Source organism: Stappia sediminis, from assembly GCF_009826895.1.
GTDB classification, from domain to species: Bacteria; Pseudomonadota; Alphaproteobacteria; order Rhizobiales; family Stappiaceae; genus Hongsoonwoonella; species Hongsoonwoonella sediminis.
This window is the reverse complement of record NZ_WUMV01000008.1, coordinates 259,203-277,018: the sequence shown is the minus strand read 5'-3', so window position 1 is coordinate 277,018 and position 17,816 is coordinate 259,203. Positions and strand designations below refer to the sequence as shown.

The window sequence follows — 17,816 nt, the reverse complement described above, 5'->3', positions numbered from 1 at the left end:
GGATCAGGCTGGCGTGGGACACGCCCCGTGCCGGTCTTTATAAAAATCAGGCTTTAGGGGCGCTGCGTGAAAGGGCACCCCGTATGGAGCACGGCGGATAAACACCGCCAAAAGGTGAGATGGCTCGGCAAGACGAGAACAACCTCTTCGCCCTCACGTCGTTTTTGTACGGCGCAAACGCGGGCTACATTGAAGATCTTTACGCAAAATTCCAGGAAAACCCGGCCTCGCTCGACGAAGAGTGGCGCACTTTCTTCGGCGAACTGAAGGACGAGAAGTCCGATGTTCTGAAGGAAGCGCGCGGCGCGCCGTGGAAGCGGGCCGACTGGCCGATCGCCGCCAACGGCGAGCTTGTCAGCGCGCTCGACGGCAACTGGGCGCCGGTCGAGAAGGACCTTGGCGACAAGCTCAAGGGCAAGGCGAAGGCCAAGGGCATCGAGATCAGCGATGCCGAGGTCCAGCAGGCGACGCGCGATTCCGTTCGCGCGCTGATGATGATCCGCGCCTACCGCATGCGCGGCCATCTGCACGCCGATCTCGATCCGCTGAGGCTCAAGACGCCCGGCGATCACGAGGAACTGCATCCCGCGACCTATGGCTTCACGGAAGCCGACTGGGACCGCAAGATCTTCATCGATCACGTGCTGGGGCTTGAGTTCGCCACCATCCGCGAGATGCTGGCGATCCTGAAGCGCACCTATTGCTCCACGCTCGGCGTGGAGTTCATGCATATCTCGGACCCGGCCGAAAAAGCCTGGATCCAGGAGCGCATCGAAGGGCCGGACAAGCAGGTCACCTTCACCGAGCAGGGCAAGAAGGCGATCCTCAACAAGCTGATCGAGGCGGAAGGCTTCGAGAAGTTTCTGGACGTCAAATACACCGGCACCAAGCGCTTCGGCCTCGACGGCGGTGAAGCGCTTATCCCCGCGCTCGAGCAGATCATCAAGCGCGGCGGCGCGCTCGGCGTGAAGGAAATCGTGCTCGGCATGGCCCACCGTGGCCGCCTCAACGTGCTCGCGCAGATGATGGGCAAGCCGCACCGCGCCATCTTCCACGAATTCAAGGGCGGCTCGTTCACGCCGGACGACGTGGAAGGTTCGGGCGACGTGAAGTATCACCTCGGCGCCTCGTCCGACCGTTCGTTCGACGACAACACGGTTCACCTGTCGCTGACGGCGAACCCCTCGCATCTTGAGATCGTCGATCCGGTTGTGCTCGGCAAGGCGCGCGCCAAGCAGGACCAGCTTTCGGCCGTCGACGGGCATTGGGTGGACACGACCGAAGTCGACCGGTCGAAGGTGATGCCGCTGCTTCTGCATGGCGACGCGGCGTTTGCCGGCCAGGGCGTGGTGGCCGAATGTTTCGGCCTTTCCGCGCTTCGCGGGCACCGCACGGGCGGCTCGGTCCACTTCATCATCAACAACCAGATCGGCTTTACCACCAACCCGCGTTTCTCGCGCTCATCGCCCTATCCCTCGGATGTCGCGAAGATGATCGAGGCGCCGATCTTCCACTGTAACGGCGACGATCCGGAAGCGGTGGTCTATGCGGCCAAGATCGCGACGGAGTTCCGCCAGCAGTTCGGCAAGCCGGTGGTGATCGACATGATCTGCTACCGCCGCTTCGGCCACAACGAGTCCGACGAGCCGGCGTTCACGCAGCCGATCATGTACCGCAAGATCCGCAAGCACGCGACGACGCTGCAGATCTACGGCGAAAAGCTGGTGAAGGACGGTGTCGTTACGGCCGAGGAAGTCGAGGAGATGAAGGCGAGCTTCCGTTCGCGCCTCGACGAGGAGTTCGAGGCCGGCAACGCCTACAAGCCCAACAAGGCCGACTGGCTCGACGGCAAGTGGTCGGGCATGAAGCAGGCCAACCAGGTCGACGAGCCGCGCCGCGGCATGACGGGCCTCGACGACACGACGCTCAAGACGATCTGCGAGAAGCTTACGGCCGTTCCCGAAGGCTTCAACGTACACCGCACGATCCGCCGCTTCCTCGACAACCGCAAGAAGGCGTTCGAATCGGGTGAAGGCATCGACTGGGCGACGGCGGAGTCGCTGGCGTTCGGGTCTCTGCTCTACGAGGGGCATGCCGTTCGCCTGTCCGGTCAGGATTGCGAGCGCGGCACGTTCTCGCAACGCCATTCCGTGCTGTACGACCAGGAGACGGAAAGCCGCTACATCCCGCTCAACAATCTGCGGGAAGGCCAGGCGCGCTACGAGGTCATCAATTCGATGCTTTCGGAAGAAGCGGTCCTTGGGTTCGAATACGGTTACTCGATGGCCGAGCCGAACGCGCTGACGCTCTGGGAAGCGCAGTTCGGCGACTTCGCAAACGGCGCGCAGGTGGTGTTCGACCAGTTCCTGTCGTCGGGCGAGCGCAAGTGGCTCAGGATGTCGGGCCTCGTCTGCCTGCTGCCGCACGGTTATGAAGGGCAGGGTCCGGAACATTCCTCCGCAAGGCTGGAGCGTTTCCTGCAGATGTGCGCGGAAGACAACATGCAGGTCGCCAACTGCACGACGCCCGCGAACTACTTCCACATCCTGCGCCGTCAGTTGAACCGCGACTTCCGCAAGCCGCTGATCCTGATGACGCCGAAGTCTCTCCTGCGTCACAAGCGGGCGGTTTCCGAACTTTCGGAATTCGGCGAGGACGCCACCTTCCACCGGCTCCTGTGGGACGATGCTCAGCACAGGCCGGGCGACGGCATCAAGCTTGCCGACGACAAGAAGATCCGCCGAGTCATCCTGTGCTCGGGCAAGGTCTATTACGACCTCTTCGAGGAGCGTGAGAAGCGCGGTATCGACGACGTCTACATCATGCGCGTCGAGCAGCTCTTCCCCTTCCCCACGAAGGCGCTCAGCCAGGAGCTTTCGCGTTTCAAGAACGCGGAAATCGTGTGGTGCCAGGAGGAGCCGAAGAACATGGGGTCCTGGGCCTTCATCCAGCCCTATGTGGAATGGGTGCTCAACCAGATCGGCGCGAAGCACGACCGCCCGCGGTATGTCGGGCGGGCCGCTTCGGCCGCGACCGCGACCGGCCTGATGTCCAAGCATCTCGCCCAATTGCAGGCATTTCTCGACGAGGCCTTCGCCGCCTGAGGCGAAGGCCGTCTTTCGATCGCGCGCAAATTAGGCGTGAAGGTTTACATGGGCCCGGGTCCCGCATGACGGCATCGCGGGGCCGGGTTCCGGCCAAGGCAAAGAGAAACGATCATGGCGACCGAAATCCGAGTGCCCACCCTGGGCGAATCCGTTACCGAGGCGACCATCGCCCAGTGGTTCAAGAAGCCGGGCGAGGCGATCAACGCCGATGAGCCCATCGTGGAACTGGAGACCGACAAGGTCACCGTTGAAGTGCCGGCTCCCGCTTCCGGCACGCTTGAGGAAATCCTCGTCAAGGAAGGCGACACGGTGGAAGTCGGCGCGCTGCTCGGCCAGATCAGCGAAGGTGCGGGCAGCGCCAAGCCGGCTCCGGCCAAGAAGTCCGACGGTGCGGGCAAAGCTGAAAAGCCTGCCGAACCGAAAAAGGCCGCGGCCGCCGAGACCGTGGACGTCGTCGTTCCCTCCGCCGGCGAAAGCGTCACGGAAGCGGAAGTCGGCGAATGGATGGTCAAGGCTGGCGATGCGGTCAAGGCCGACGATACGCTCGTCGAACTTGAGACGGACAAGGCCGCCCAGGAAATTCCGGCACCCCAGGCCGGCACGGTCGTCGAGGTTTTGAAGAATACCGGCGACACCGTTCAGCCGGGCGATATCCTCTGCCGCATCGCGGTTGGGGCCGGTGCCGCCGCCGCGAAGCCCGCCGCACCGGCGGAAGCGCCCGCTGCAAAGGCGTCCTCCATGCCGCCGGCACCGTCGGCTTCCAAGATGATGGCGGAGTCCGGGATTTCCGGCGATCAGGTTTCTGGGTCCGGCAAGCGCGGACAGGTGCTGAAGGAAGATGTGATCGCGGCCCTTGCCGCGGGCACTGCTGCAAAGCAGGCCGAGGCACCGGCGGCCAAGGCCCCGCGCGCGCCGAGCGCGCCCGCCGATGGGGAGCGCGAAGAGCGCGTGCGCATGACGAAGCTGCGCCAGACCATCGCACGGCGCCTGAAGGATGCGCAGAACACGGCTGCCATGCTCACCACCTACAACGAGGTGGACATGGGCCCGGTCATGGAACTGCGCAAGCAGTACAAGGATCTTTTCGAGAAGAAGCACGGCGTGAAGCTCGGCTTCATGGGCTTCTTCACCAAGGCCGTCTGCCATGCCCTGAAGGAAATTCCGGCGGTCAATGCGGAGATCGACGGCACAGACATCATCTACAAGAACTACTGCCACATCGGCGTGGCGGTCGGCACGGAAAAGGGGCTGGTCGTTCCGGTCGTGCGCGATGCGGATGAGATGTCGATCGCCGAGATCGAGAAGAAGATCGCCGAATTCGGCCGCAAGGCGCGCGACGGCAAGCTCGGCATCGATGAGATGCAGGGCGGTACCTTCACCATCTCCAACGGTGGCGTCTACGGTTCGCTGATGTCCTCGCCGATCCTGAACGCGCCACAGTCGGGCATTCTCGGCATGCACAAGATCCAGGAGCGGCCGATGGTCGTCGACGGGCAGATCGTCGCCCGCCCGATGATGTATCTGGCGCTCTCCTACGATCACCGCATCGTCGACGGCAAGGAGGCGGTCACCTTCCTCGTGCGCGTCAAGGAAAGCCTTGAGGATATCCAGCGCCTCGTGCTGGATCTCTGAAAACATCAGGAAATGGCACCTTGCGGTGCCATTTCCTTGTCCGGCAGTCGATGTCCCGGTACCGTCTCGAATTTGCCGGTCTTATGGCGGTCTTTTTTGTGCCGGTCGTCGCTCTCGAGGCGATGTCGCGCCGGGTGCACTTGGAGCGCAAGCGATTTGGGGATTGAATTCCGGGGGGAGTGTAAGGGCCAATGCCAGTAATCCGCGTTGATGTTCCAGGCGGAACGCCGCTCGAGACGCAAAAGCGTATCCGCCTCGGGGTGAAGGATGCGGTTTTGCGCACCCTTGCTCCGAAAGAGACGAAATACGACTACGTTGCTGTCAGGGAAGTGGTTGCCGAAATCGGTGATGGAGCGCCGCTGGTACAGGTCGATCTGAGGCCCGGCCGCGAGCCGGAGAGAAAGAAGGCGCTGGTCGACGCGATTGCCGAACTTCTCGAACGCGAAATCGGCTCACCGCCGGCCGATCTTTATGTTCTGTTCCGGGAAACGCCGTCCGAAAACCATATTTGCGGCGGCGCGCCGCTGCCGGCCTGGGTGCCTGCGGACGCTTGAGCGCCATTTTCCGCGAACCGGGGTGATACGAAAGGGACAGTCAGCACATGTCGAGCAATGACCCAGTCGCGATCGTAACGGGGGGAAGCCGGGGCATAGGCGCGGCGGTCTGCCGGCTTGCGGCGCGCGCTGGCTATGCCGTCCTCGTCAATTACGTCTCGAACGCGAAGGCGGCGGAAGCGCTGGTTGCTGAAATCGTGGCCGCCGGCGGCAAGGCCGAAGCGGTCAAGGGCGATGTTGCGTCGGAAGCGGATATCCTGAAGATCTTCGAGGCGGGCGACCGCCTTGGCACACTTTCCGCCCTCGTCAACAACGCGGGCGTCGTCGATGTGCCGCAACGCGTCGACGAAATGAGCCTCGACCGGCTGACGCGCATGTTCGCGATCAACATCACCGGCTCGTTCCTCTGCGCGCGCGAGGCGGTGAAGCGCATGTCCACCAGGCACGGCGGCAAGGGCGGGTCGATCGTCAATCTGTCGTCGGCGGCCGCCAAGCTCGGCGCCGCAAATCAATATGTCGACTATGCCGCCGCCAAGGGCGCGATCGATACCTTCACCGTCGGCCTTTCGCGGGAGGTCGCAGCGGAAGGCATACGGGTGAATGCCGTCAGGCCCGGCATCATCGATACCGATATCCATGCCTCCGGCGGCCAGCCGGACAGGGTCGCGCAGATGCGCGGCCAGCTTCCCATGAAACGCGAGGGCACGGCGGATGAGGTCGCGAAGGCGATCCTCTGGCTGATGTCCGACGAGGCGTCATATACCACCGGCGCGATCCTCGACGTTTCCGGAGGGCGCTCGACCCTTCCCTGACTCCAAACCCAATCCTTGAACGGAAAAGCTTGAACGAAAGAGGCGAGCGAAATGCCCCAATACGATCTTGTGGTCATCGGCACCGGCCCCGGCGGCTATGTCTGCGCCATCAAGGCGGCCCAGCTTGGCATGAAGGTTGCCGTCGTCGAAAAACGCGCCACCCATGGCGGCACCTGCCTGAATGTCGGCTGCATTCCCTCCAAGGCGCTGCTGCACGCCTCGGAAATGTTCGCGGAAGCCGCGCATAATTTCGAGACCTTCGGCATCAAGGTCGGCAAGCCCAAGCTCGACTGGAAGCAGATGCTCGCCCACAAGGAAAAGACGGTCGAAGGCAACGTCTCCGGCATTTCGTTCCTGTTCAAGAAGAACAAGATCGATGCCCATCACGGCACCGGCAAGGTGCTTGGCGCCGGAAAGGTCGAGGTGAAGGCGGACGACGGCTCCACCTCGGTGCTTGAGACGAAGAACATCGTGATCGCCACCGGCTCCGACGTGATGCCGCTGCCGGGTGTGGAGATCGACGAGAAGCAGATCGTCTCCTCCACCGGCGCTCTTGAGCTCGACAAGGTTCCGAACCGGCTCGTGGTGGTAGGCGCGGGCGTCATCGGGCTGGAGCTTGGCTCCGTCTACGCGCGTCTCGGGGCCGAGGTCACCTTCGTCGAATTCATGGACAAGATCCTGGGGCCGATGGACGGCGATGTTTCCAAGCAGTTCCAGCGCATGCTGAAAAAGCAGGGCATGAACTTCAAGCTCTCTTCCAAGGTGACGGCGGTCACGAAGAAGGGCAAGGAACTGGAGGTGACGGTCGAGCCTGCCGCCGGCGGCGAGGCGGCCGCGGAAACGCTTGCCGCCGATGTCGTGCTGGTGGCGATCGGCCGCAAGCCCTACACCGATGGCCTGGGCCTGAAGGAGGCCGGTGTCGAGTTGGACGAGCGCGGCCGCGTGAAGACCGACGATCACTACCGCACCAGCGTCAATGGCATCTATGCGATCGGCGATGTGATCGCCGGGCCGATGCTTGCCCACAAGGCGGAGGACGAGGGCGTTGCCCTTGCCGAAATGCTCGCCGGTCAGGCCGGCCACGTGAATTACGAGGTCATTCCGGGCGTCGTCTACACCCAGCCGGAGGTCGCCTCCGTCGGCAAGACGGAAGAGGAACTGAAGGCCGCCGGCATCAAGTACAAGGCCGGCAAGTTCCCGATGACGGCGAATGGCCGCGCCAAGGCGATGCTCCAGACGGACGGTTTCGTGAAGGTGCTGGCCGATGCCGAGAGCGACCGTGTGCTCGGCGTTCACATCGTCGGCTTCGGCGCGGGCGAGATGATCCACGAGGCGGCGGTGCTGATGGAGTTCGGCGGCGCGTCGGAAGACCTTGGCCGCACCTGTCATGCGCATCCGACCATAAGCGAGGCGGTCAAGGAAGCGGCTCTGGCCACCTTCGCCAAGCCGATCCATATCTGATCGGGCTTTCGGACAGGGGTGCATAAAGCGGCGGATCGCTTCCGCCGCTTTTTTAGCGCATGTCCCCCAAAAGTGGATACCGGTTTTGGGACAAGGACATGCGAAATATCAAAAAGTTAGAGCGTGTCGTGTGACTCTGCTTAATCAAGACGCGCTCTAGGATCCCCGCTCAGATTACGCCGGAGAAAAGCAGGCCCGGCCCTGTCTCGCCCCGGTCGATCTTCGCCTGGATATATTCTTCCTGGGTAAGCGCCGTTTCGGCGATGACGATCTCGAGCTTCGGGTTGTCCGGCGTGCCGGAAGGTTCGCTGCTTTCTTCCGGAACGCCAATCTCGGACAGGTATTCGGCGATTTTCCTTACCCGTACTTCCGCTGCGTCGGGGCCGAGCGCGCCATTCTCGCTCAGGCCTTCATATTGCAGCACGACGTTCAGCGTCGGCGCGACTTCGATGCTGCCGTCGTTGAACGCGCGCACCAGTGTCTTGCCGTTGACCTTCAGTTCGCTGTGGATGTTGGAGGCGTGGTTCGCGGCTTGCGGATCGTCGGTCTGCGCGGGCGGCAGTTCCTGGCCCTTCTGCAGGATGGTCTTGAAGATGAAGGCCTGCGCGTCCGTGGCCGGTGCGCTCGCACCGAAGCCGCCTCCGCCAAACGCGCCACCGCCACTGCCGCCCAGAAGCTGGAGTGCGGACGGGGCCTTGCCCAGCCCGCCGGCACCGCCCGCCGTACCGCCGGTCAGGATGGAATAGGCGTTGAAACTCGAATTCGGGGAAATCGGACTTGTCATGAAGGCCTCGAAAAATACTCGCATTAGCTAGCGAAAGCTTAACGTTTTCGCAGAATGCAATTGATGGCCCTGTTATGGTTAATCGAAAGTTAAAATCTTGATTTGTCGATGATTTTTGAAAGTTCCCGCGCCGCCGCTGCCGGGTCCTTCGCCTTGCAGATCGCCGAGACGACGGCAACGCCGTCGGCACCTGCCGAAAGCACGTCGGCGGCATTTTCAGCCGAAATCCCGCCAATCCCGACGACGGGCATGGGCAGGGACGGGCGGAGCTGCCTCAAGCCGTCGACACCCAGCGCATCGGCGTCCGCTTTCGTAGCGGAAGGGAAGCATGCGCCAACGCCCGCATGATCGGCAAGCTCCAGCGGTGTTGCGTCGCGTTCCGCTTCCGATCCGATGGATACGCCGATCACGAAGTCGGGCCCCGCAAGCCGTCTGGCGTCTTCAAGGGGCATGTCGTCCTGACCGAGGTGAACGCCTTGCGCACCCGCGGCAAGCGCAACGTCGATCCGGTCGTTGACGATGAGCGGTACGCCGAGCGGATCCAGCCTTGCCTTCATCTCCCGGGCGAGGGCCAGGATATCCCGGGTCGCACTTTGTTTGTCGCGCAGTTGCACCAGCGTGGCGCCGCCGGATGCCGCTGCCGCAGCGATCTCCGCCGGGTTTCGCCCGCCGCAGTCCGCGGGGCCGATAACGAGATAGAGCGAAAGGTCGACGACAGGCTTCGACATGCGGATGGGCTCGCTGCTTTAAGTATTGCGTGACTTCGTCACAATTGGCAGCGATCCATCTCCGCTTCAAACAAAAAAAGCCCGCGCAGGTTCACCCACGCGGGCACAATTGGTCAGGACACTTACTGTCGGGACGCCTCACCCCTCCGGCAGGCGTCAGACAACTTTTTCAAACCCTTTGCGGTCGGATCATTCAGCCGGCCGGACCGGCTTCCTGATCTCCCTGGCCTCTTCCTCGGCCACGATGCTGCTATCGAGATCGTTCGTCGCAAGCGACGTGACCGGCTTGGAGGTCTGGTCAAGCGTGATCTCGGTCATCGGGGATTTGGCCGACTTCATCCACTCGCAGGCAATGGCGGTGCCTGGGACGAAAGCGACGAATGCGGTTGTCAAAACCAACCCTGAAAGCACTCTCATGTCAGTCCTCCCTGCTCCAGGACGACACTGAAGGTGATGTCGAAAGCAACTCTCGTGCTTTCGATGCAACAGAGTGTAACGGAAAGTTATGGAAAATCAAATCGTCTGGGGATATCCACCGCTTGACATCTAATAGTCACAAAGAAATCCAAGGCAACACTGAGATGAGCTATTCTTTATAAAGAATTATACTATAGAGTTCGTCAGATGCCTCTGGGTCATACGGATCGGAGTGCACTTCGGCCGACATGCGCTCGCCCATGGCCGACAGGCGGATCGAGCGCTTTCCGAAAAAGCCCAGGAAATCAACGACTAAAGAGTTGCCGACGCGCACGCCCTCGGTCCAGCCCCACTTGCAGTCGCGTGGATAGCACAGCGTGAAGGCGCGGATACGATAGGCCCTGGCCTCGCCATGGCAGCGTGCTTCGACCTCGATCCGGTGCAGGCGTTTCAGTTCCGGGTCCTTCGCCCGCCAGCTTCCGCTTTCGGAAGTTATACAGGAGTTATCCTCAGCTTTTGCAGGCAGGCTGCCCGCAATCGCCAGGAGAAGGGCGACAAGCCAGATACGCATGATCGCGGCCTTTAACTTTGGAACATATTGATTCTGAAGCGATTTCCAATCAGCAATGCGACTGGGACCTTATGGAATGCGCTCCGGAACTCCGCCGCACGAGTGTGCGGCGAATCACTTAACCTGCGTTTAACCTGTGTCTTTTTGTCCACAGTCGCGCGAAAAATCATCTGTTGTGCGGATGCGCCTTGTCGTAGGCCTCCAGAAGCCTTGCGGTATCGATTTCGGTATAGACCTGCGTCGTTGAAAGGCTCGCGTGGCCGAGCAATTCCTGGATCGTGCGCAGGTCGCCCCCGCCGGCAAGCAGATGCGTGGCGAATGAGTGGCGCAGCGCATGCGGGGTTGCGGTATCGGGCAGGCCGAGCGCGCCGCGCAGCTTCTGCATGGCGTATTGCACGATGCGCGGGTTGAGCGGCCCGCCCCGCGCGCCGAAAAACAGCGGCCCGTCCGGCTGCGGGGTATAGGGGCAGAGCGAGAGATAGCTCTCCACCGCTTCCGTCACCACGGGCAGGATCGGCACGATCCGCTCCTTGCCGCCCTTGCCGCGAATGCGCAGGGTTCTCGCCCCGCTCCTCGGCGCCGTATCCCCCGTCAGCGACAACGCTTCGGAAAGGCGCAAGCCACAGCCGTAGAGAAGCGTCAGCACGGCGGCGTTCCTCGCCGCGACCCAGGGTTCGGCCTCAAGCTCCATGTCGGCGTCGACCACGCGTTTCGCGTCTGCGCTGGCAAGGGGCTTGGGCAAGGAACGTGGCTGGCGTGGCGGGCGGATGACGGCGGCTGCCGCCGCGTTGACCATGCCGCGCTCCTCCAGAAAGGCCAGGAAAGAGCGGATGCCGGCAAGCGCACGGGCTATGGACCGGCTTTGCACGCCGCCTCGGCGGCGTCTTGCCAGGAAGGCGCGGAAGTCGGCCGGCTTAAGTTCCTTGACGTCGCCAAGGCCCGGCGCGCCGCCCAGGTGGTCGGTCAGGAAGAACAGGAACTGGCGGATATCGCGTTCATAGGCGATGAGCGTCTTGTCGGCGAGCCGGCGTTCGGAGCCGAGATGGTCGAGCCAGTCGGAAATGGCCCGATTGAGATCGGGCCTGGCCGAGACGAGGAGCGAATCACTGTCCGTCATGGGGGAATTGTAGCGAAGAGTGCTCTCGCAGGCAGCCGCCGCCTCAGTCGATGCTTTCGCTCACCGCCCGTTCGGCGTCTGCAATCGCGGACGGCGTGCCGACGTGAAGCCAGATGCCCTCCATTTGCACACCGAAGAGCCTGCCGTCTTCAAGCGCCCTGTCGAACAACACATTCAGCGAGAAAGCCCCCTCCGGCGCTCCTTCGAAAAGGCGTGGGTGAAGGATCGCCGCTCCTGCATAGGCGAACGGCGAGACGGAACGCTCGTTGCGGCGGGTAAGCCTGCCTTCCTTGTCCATGTCGAAATCGCCGCGCCCGTCGTAGCCGACTGAGGTCACCGTTTCCGAAAGCAGCAGCAGAACGTCCATGCGCGCGTCGTCCCAGTGGCGCACGAGGTGCTCCAGGTTTGGCGTCACGCCCTCGATCCAGGTGCTGTCGGAATTGAGCAGGAAAAACGGCTCGTCCCCCAGATGCGGCAGGGCCTTCGTAATACCGCCGCCCGTTTCCAGCAGTTCGCCGCGCTCGTCCGAGATGACGATTTTCGGGGAAGTCCGCCGCGAGACGTGAACCTCGACGAGGTCGGCCAGATAGTGGACGTTTACGATGCATGTCTCCACGCCCGCCTTCGCCAGCTTGTCCAGCGCATGGTCGATCAGCGCGCGCCCCGCCACCTCGATCAGCGGCTTCGGCGTCGTCGCGGTAATCGGGCGCATGCGCTTGCCGATGCCTGCGGAGAGGACCATTGCCCGTTTCGGTCGGAAGCCGTCGGTTTGCACCATATGTCGTCAATCTCCGGTTTGCAGTCTCTCATGTAGAGACGCCGTGCGTCTCATACCAGAGCCTGAGATCGGCGAGAACGGGGTGCCTGGCGACGCGGCGGAAATAGTCTTCAATGCGTGGCAGATGACCGAGATAGCGCGGCTTGCCGTCGCGCTTCGCAAGGCGCACGAATATTCCGAAAAGCTTGGACTGCCGTTGCGCGGCCATGATGGCGTAGTCTTGCGAAAAGCGTTCCTCGTCGAAGCCGGGCGTATTCGCTTTCCGGCGCTCCACGTATCGGGCGCAAAGCGCCTTCTCCAGTTCTTCAGGCACCGTGACACGGGCATCGAGCGTCAAGGAAGCGACGTCATAGGCGCTCGGCCCGATGACGGCGTCCTGAAAATCGATCAGCCCGATGCGGTCGTTGCCCTTCTCCTCGCCGCGCCAGATGAGGTTCGGCGAATGGTAGTCGCGCAGCACCCAGGTCTTCTCCGCCGTCTCCAGCCGCTCAAGCAGCGGGGTCCAGAGTTCCGCGAATTCGCCTCGCAGCCCTTCGTCCGCCGGATATCCCGCATGGGGCAGATACCAGTCGAGGAAAAGCTCCGCCTCGAACATCAGCGCGCGTGCATCGTAGGGCGAAAGGAGGTGGCGCGTTCCGTCGGGCAGGGGCGCTTCCCGCGGCCATTCGTGCGAATGGAGATCGGCCAGCAGTTCGACGGCGGCAAAATAGCGTTCGGCGATCGGCGCCCCGTCCTTGACGAAACCTTCGCGCCCCAGGTCTTCAAGCAGCAGCAGGCCGGCTTCAACGTCGCTTGAGAAAATCTCGGGGGCGTGAAATCCCGCCTTTCGCAAACCCTCGTCGATCGCGACGAACGGGCGGACGTCCTCGGCCAGATGCACGAGCCTGCTGTAAGGCAGCCCTTCGCGCACGGGCGGACCGTCGGGCCTCGCCGGTGCGTTCATGAGGATCGCCGTTCGTCCATGGGCCGTTACGGTTTCATAGGCCCTTGTCGAAGCGTCGCCCTGCAGCGGCACGCGGGCGGCATCGTTCCAGCCGGCGGCATCCAGAAAGCGGCGCACCGCCCGCGAGCGGGCAAGGCGTATGCCCCAGTCGCCTTCGGTCCAGGAAAGGGAGACCGAGCGCGCCTCCGGCCTTTCTCCCGGCTCGATACGGACGACAAGCGCGTCTTCAGGCAAGCGGTCTTCGGCGCGTTCCGGCCATTCGATGAGCGCCGCGCCGCGTTCCAGCAGTTCGTCGAGCCCCAGTTCATCCAGTTCGTCCGCCTCCTCCAGGCGGTAGAGGTCGAGGTGGGCGATGGAGAGTCGGTCAAGCGCGTAGGTCTGCACGAGGGTGAAGGTCGGGCTCGGCACTTCGAGAGCGGGGTTGCCGGCCAGCGCGCGCAAGGTGGCCCGCGCGAAGGTGGATTTTCCAGCCCCCAGATCGCCGACCAGCAGTATGCAATCGCCGGGCTTGAGGATCGACGCGACATCTTCCGCCAGACGCCGGGTCGCGGTCTCGTCGGCGCAATTCAGGGTCAGGGTTTCAAGGCTCACACGCGCGGCCTCCGGCAGGTCACTCGGCAGCGTGCCGTATCGCCTGCGGCGAAAGCGGCAGGCGACAGGTGACTCTGGTTCCGTCGCCCTCCTTGGACTGGATGTCGACGGTGCCGCCATGCAGCTCCACGAAACTCTTCACGATGGAAAGGCCAAGTCCCGCTCCGCGCCGGCGCGCGCCCGCATCGCGGCCCACGAACCGGCCGAACACCTGGTCGAGAAGGTCGTCGGGGATGCCGCAGCCATGGTCGCGCACTTCAAATTCGATGGCGTCGGAAAGCCTTCGGCAGGAGATGTCGATCGCCCCCCCGTCGTCGGAGTAGCGCACGGCGTTCGAGATCAGGTTGAAGAGCACCTGCCGCAGGCGCCGCTCGTCCGCCTGAAGCGTGCCGACGTCCTTCGGCACGTCGGCACGGATCGTGATGCCCGCGTCCATGAGCCTGTCCTTCAGGCCTTCGATCGCCGCCGTCACGGTCTTGGCGACGTCGACGTCGGAAAGGTCGAGTTCCATGATGCCGGCGTCGATGGTCGCAAGGTCGAGGATGTCGTTGATAATGGCGAGAAGGGCGGAAGAAGAGGAGAGAATGTAGTCGGTATATTCGGCCTGCTTTTCCGTCAGCGGCCCGAACTTCGTGTCGGACAGGAGCTGCGCGAAGCCGATGATGTTGGTAAGCGGGGATCTCAACTCGTAGGAAATATGCTGGATGAAGGCGTTCTTGAGTTGGTCGGCGGCTTCCAGCGCCTCGTTCTTTTCAAGCAGCACCCGCTCCACGTTCACCGAATCCGTGACGTTCACGAAGGTGACGAGCGTGCCCCCGTCGGGCAGCGGCACGGTCGCGTAGTCGACGACATCGCCGTCGCCGCGTTCGAGCCGCCCCGTCACCGGTTCGCGGTTGTCGGCAAGCCCGGTAACGGCAAGTGTAAGGGCATGCCAGGCGCCCGCCACATCCTCGTCGCCGGAAATCCTTTCCGCGATCGCCTTGATGTGCGGGCTTTCGTCCAGCACCTTCCCGTCGAGTTGCCAGATCCCGCAGAATGTGGGGTTGAAAAGCTTCAGCCGCCCGTCGGAGCCGAACACGGCGACACCTTCCGACAGATTGTCGAGCGTTTCGCCCTGCACCCTCGTCAACGCGTTGTAGCGGCTTTCAAGGTCCAGACGCTCGGTCACGTTCTCGTAGATGTAGGTCACCCCGCCCTTCGGGTGGGGATTGGCGATCACGCGAAGCGTGCGCCCGTCCGGCAGGTGCCACCAGTATTCCTTGGCTTCCAGCGAGCGGTAGCTGTCCAGGTGCTTGGCGCGCCAGCCGCGATAGTCCGCCTGTTCGGGCAGTTTGCGCGCGGCGCGCAGGCTGTCGAGGATCGCGCTTTCCTCCGGCCGCCCCTCCAGAAAGGCCGGGTCGAGGTCCCAGAGCGTGCGGAAGGCGGCATTGTAGAACTGCAGCTTGTGGTCGGCCGAAAATATCGCGACGGCGGTGGCAAGCTCGTCGAGAGTGCGCGCGTGGAACTCCACCGTGCGCGTAAGTTCGCGCTGGGCGTTCTCAAGCTCGCTGATATCTATGGCAAGGCCGAAGCTGCCGGCATCGGTAGCGGCTTCCGTCACCTCGAAGATGCGGCGCTTGCCGCCGGCGACCACCGGCAGGCGGCCCCGGGAAACGCCGTCCTCGCCACGCCCGGCGGTTATCACCTTGCGCGCATTGCCGTCCAGGATGTCCGTCCCCGCCTCAAGCGCCTGGCGGATGGTCTGGGCGTCCACGGCCTTCGCGTAGGCTGCATTCGCCCACACCAGCTTTCCGTCGACGTCGCGCTGCCATGCCGGGCTGCTCAGGGCGTCGAAAAGCTCGCGCGTCGCCGCGAGTTCCGCTGAAACGGCGGCATGTTTCTCGTTGAGGAGCGCTTGCGTCCGCCGTTCGCCGGTCAGGTCGCAAAGCTTCAGCACGGCGGCGCCCGCCGAAGGGCGGCCGGTTGCCTGCAGCAGTGCGCCCGCGCGGGTGGTCAGGCGCATGGTGAAGCCTTCGCCGTTCAGCCGCAGGCGGTCGAGCGCGCGCTCCAGTTCCTGGGCCGATGCCGGCTCCAGCCACTGTCCGAAGGCGAGAAGCTGCGCGTCGCCGCGCGGAACGCCGCATTCTTCCGAAAGCGCGCCGGCGATCATCGGCTCCTCGTCGCGCCCGCTCCACATGATCAGGCGTTGATCCTCGCTGTCGATCAGGCTTTCCAGCCTGTCGAGCCGCGCTTTCAGGGATGCGTTCTGGCGGCGTACGTTCGCGAAGTCGCTGGCGGATTTGCGGCGGTTCACGACAAGCACGGTCGCCGTCGTCACGGCGAAGGCGATCGCGCCGCCCGTTGCCGACAGCCAGACGACCTTGAGCGCATCGACGCCGGGGGAGGCAAGGTCGGGAACGGCGCTCATCGCGAAGGCGGGGCTGATTGCCGTCGTGAGCGCGAGGACGCTCGCGCCGGCGCGCGCAAGCCCTCTCAGACTCCGTCCGCGCCATGACGCGCGCTGGCACGCATGCTGAAAGCCGTCCGCCGGCATTCCTGATCCCCTATCGCCGCATTTCGCGCCCGATCGGTTTTGCCCCCGCTCAGGCTTCACCGGACATTGTTGCCCCACAAATCGTCCGATTCGCAAAACCATACCGCGTTTGAGAATCGCGAAGAAGAGCCTCTTACCAAAAAGTAAACAGGAGCTGTGGGGGTCCACAGCTCCTGCTCATTTTTCGGCTTATGCGGGTATTGCCAGTGGCAATACTATATATTGTAGATAATTTGTAGCCGTATCAGTATCTGTAGTGCTCCGGCTTGTACGGGCCTTCCTGGGTCACGCCAATATAGGCGGCCTGCTCCTCGCTGAGCTCGGTCAGTTCGACGCCAAGTTTTCCAAGATGGAGGCGCGCAACTTTCTCATCGAGGTGTTTGGGCAACACATAGACGTCCTTGCCGTACTGCTCGCCCTTGGTGAAGAGCTCGATCTGCGCCAGCACCTGGTTGGTGAAGCTTGCCGACATGACGAAGCTCGGGTGGCCGGTGGCGTTGCCGAGGTTCAAGAGGCGTCCTTCGGAGAGCAGGATCATCCGCTTGCCGTCGGGAAACTCGATCATGTCGACCTGCGGCTTGATGTTGGTCCACTTGTAATTGCGCAGCGCCTCGACCTGGATCTCGTTGTCGAAGTGGCCGATGTTGCCGACGATCGCCATGTCCTTGAACTGGCGCATGTGGTCGAGCGTGATGACGTCCTTGTTGCCGGTCGTGGTGATCACGATGTCGGCGTTGGACGCGGCCTTTTCCAGCGTGACGACCTCAAAGCCGTCCATCGCCGCCTGCAGGGCGCAGATCGGGTCGATCTCGGTCACCTGCACGCGCGCGCCGGCGCCCCGCAGCGAAAGTGCGGAGCCCTTGCCCACGTCGCCGTAGCCGCACACGACGGCGACCTTGCCGGCCATCATCACGTCCGTGCCGCGGCGGATGCCGTCGACGAGGCTTTCCTTGCAGCCGTACTTGTTGTCGAACTTGGACTTTGTCACGCTGTCGTTGACGTTGATCGCCGGGAACGGCAGGAGGCCCTTCTTCTTGAGCTGGTAGAGGCGGTTGACGCCGGTGGTCGTCTCTTCCGAGACGCCCTGGATCGCGTCGCGCTGCTTTGAGAACCAGCCCGGGCTTTGCTCCATGCGCTTCCTGATCTGCGCGAACATGATCGTCTCTTCTTCCGACTTCGGATCGGCCAGAACGTTCTCGCCCGCCTCGGCGCGCGCGCCGAGCAGGATGTAGAGCGTGGCGTCGCCGCCGTCGTCGAGGATCATGTTGGCCGTGCCTTCCGGGAACTGGAAGATGCGGTCGCAGTAGTCCCAGTATTCCTCCAGCGTCTCGCCCTTTTCGGCGAAAACGGGGGTTCCGCTTTCGGCGATCGCGGCGGCGGCGTGGTCCTGGGTGGAGAAGATGTTGCAGGACGCCCAGCGGACCTCGGCGCCGAGCGCGACCAGCGTCTCGATGAGGACGGCAGTCTGGATCGTCATGTGCAGCGAACCGGCGATGCGCGCACCCTTCAGCGGCTTCGAAGCGCCGAATTCCTCGCGGCAGGCCATCAGGCCCGGCATTTCGGTCTCGGCGATGGTGATTTCCTTGCGCCCGTAGTCGGCGAGCGAAATGTCCTTGACGTAATAGTCGCTGGCGGTGGTCATGTTGATCCTTCCGTTGAAAATTCGGCCGATCTCGCATCCGGTGCCCGGGCTCGTCGCCGGCATCCCGGCAAAGGGCGGCTGCCGTCGCGGAGCGGCAATCGGTTCGAAAAGGCGCGTTTCGCGCCTTGAATTCCAAAGCGCAGGAC

General features: G+C 63.2%; 14 protein-coding genes. 5 read left to right on the top strand and 9 right to left on the bottom strand.

Translation table 11 applies throughout. From position 1 onward, the window contains the following. The first annotated feature begins 119 nt into the window (after nt 1-119). The 5 genes from GR183_RS17745 (at nt 120) to lpdA (ending at nt 7,566) form a co-directional block, all read left to right on the top strand. Entirely contained in the window at nt 120-3,104 is a 2,985-nt protein-coding gene (locus tag GR183_RS17745) for a 2-oxoglutarate dehydrogenase E1 component (protein ID WP_160777004.1), read from the top strand. Nucleotides 3,105-3,218: 114 nt separating this feature from the next. Continuing rightward, nucleotides 3,219-4,739: a 2-oxoglutarate dehydrogenase complex dihydrolipoyllysine-residue succinyltransferase gene (gene odhB / locus GR183_RS17740; protein ID WP_160777003.1), complete on the top strand. Its 1,521-nt coding sequence runs from the start codon at nt 3,219-3,221 to the stop codon at nt 4,737-4,739. Nucleotides 4,740-4,930: 191 nt separating this feature from the next. After that, nucleotides 4,931-5,293: a tautomerase family protein gene (locus GR183_RS17735; RefSeq protein WP_160777002.1), complete on the top strand. Its 363-nt coding sequence runs from the start codon at nt 4,931-4,933 to the stop codon at nt 5,291-5,293. Between the two features lie 47 nt (nt 5,294-5,340). After that, nucleotides 5,341-6,105 carry an SDR family oxidoreductase gene (locus GR183_RS17730; RefSeq protein WP_160777001.1) on the top strand — a complete coding sequence of 255 codons (765 nt, stop codon included), beginning with the start codon at nt 5,341-5,343 and terminating at the stop codon, nt 6,103-6,105. A 51-nt stretch (nt 6,106-6,156) separates the two neighbouring features. Next, nucleotides 6,157-7,566 carry a dihydrolipoyl dehydrogenase gene (gene lpdA, locus GR183_RS17725; protein ID WP_160777000.1) on the top strand — a complete coding sequence of 470 codons (1,410 nt, stop codon included), beginning with the start codon at nt 6,157-6,159 and terminating at the stop codon, nt 7,564-7,566. Between the two features lie 169 nt (nt 7,567-7,735). Here lpdA and GR183_RS21705 read toward each other — a convergent pair whose 3' ends face one another. The 9 genes from GR183_RS21705 to ahcY form a co-directional block, all read right to left on the bottom strand. Beyond that, complete coding sequence (locus GR183_RS21705; protein WP_202396173.1) at nt 7,736-8,350, bottom strand: hypothetical protein; 615 nt, start codon at nt 8,348-8,350, stop codon at nt 7,736-7,738. A gap of 89 nt (nt 8,351-8,439) precedes the next feature. After that, nucleotides 8,440-9,078 carry a thiamine phosphate synthase gene (gene thiE, locus GR183_RS17720; protein WP_160776999.1) on the bottom strand — a complete coding sequence of 213 codons (639 nt, stop codon included), beginning with the start codon at nt 9,076-9,078 and terminating at the stop codon, nt 8,440-8,442. 189 nt (nt 9,079-9,267) lie between these two features. After that, on the bottom strand, nt 9,268-9,495 hold the full coding sequence (locus GR183_RS17715; protein WP_160776998.1) for a hypothetical protein: 228 nt from the start codon (nt 9,493-9,495) through the stop codon (nt 9,268-9,270). A 169-nt stretch (nt 9,496-9,664) separates the two neighbouring features. Continuing rightward, complete coding sequence (locus tag GR183_RS17710) at nt 9,665-10,066, bottom strand: hypothetical protein (RefSeq protein WP_160776997.1); 402 nt, start codon at nt 10,064-10,066, stop codon at nt 9,665-9,667. A gap of 166 nt (nt 10,067-10,232) precedes the next feature. Further along, complete coding sequence (locus GR183_RS17705; RefSeq protein ID WP_160776996.1) at nt 10,233-11,183, bottom strand: tyrosine recombinase XerC; 951 nt, start codon at nt 11,181-11,183, stop codon at nt 10,233-10,235. Between the two features lie 43 nt (nt 11,184-11,226). Next, nucleotides 11,227-11,961: a nucleotidyltransferase family protein gene (locus tag GR183_RS17700; protein ID WP_208999902.1), complete on the bottom strand. Its 735-nt coding sequence runs from the start codon at nt 11,959-11,961 to the stop codon at nt 11,227-11,229. A gap of 28 nt (nt 11,962-11,989) precedes the next feature. Next, nucleotides 11,990-13,495 carry a tRNA (adenosine(37)-N6)-threonylcarbamoyltransferase complex ATPase subunit type 1 TsaE gene (gene tsaE / locus GR183_RS17695; RefSeq protein WP_312846849.1) on the bottom strand — a complete coding sequence of 502 codons (1,506 nt, stop codon included), beginning with the start codon at nt 13,493-13,495 and terminating at the stop codon, nt 11,990-11,992. A gap of 19 nt (nt 13,496-13,514) precedes the next feature. Continuing rightward, complete coding sequence (locus tag GR183_RS17690; RefSeq protein WP_160776994.1) at nt 13,515-16,028, bottom strand: sensor histidine kinase; 2,514 nt, start codon at nt 16,026-16,028, stop codon at nt 13,515-13,517. 244 nt (nt 16,029-16,272) lie between these two features. Further along, nucleotides 16,273-17,670: an adenosylhomocysteinase gene (gene ahcY / locus GR183_RS17685; protein WP_160776993.1), complete on the bottom strand. Its 1,398-nt coding sequence runs from the start codon at nt 17,668-17,670 to the stop codon at nt 16,273-16,275. Between the last annotated feature and the right edge of the window lie 146 nt (nt 17,671-17,816).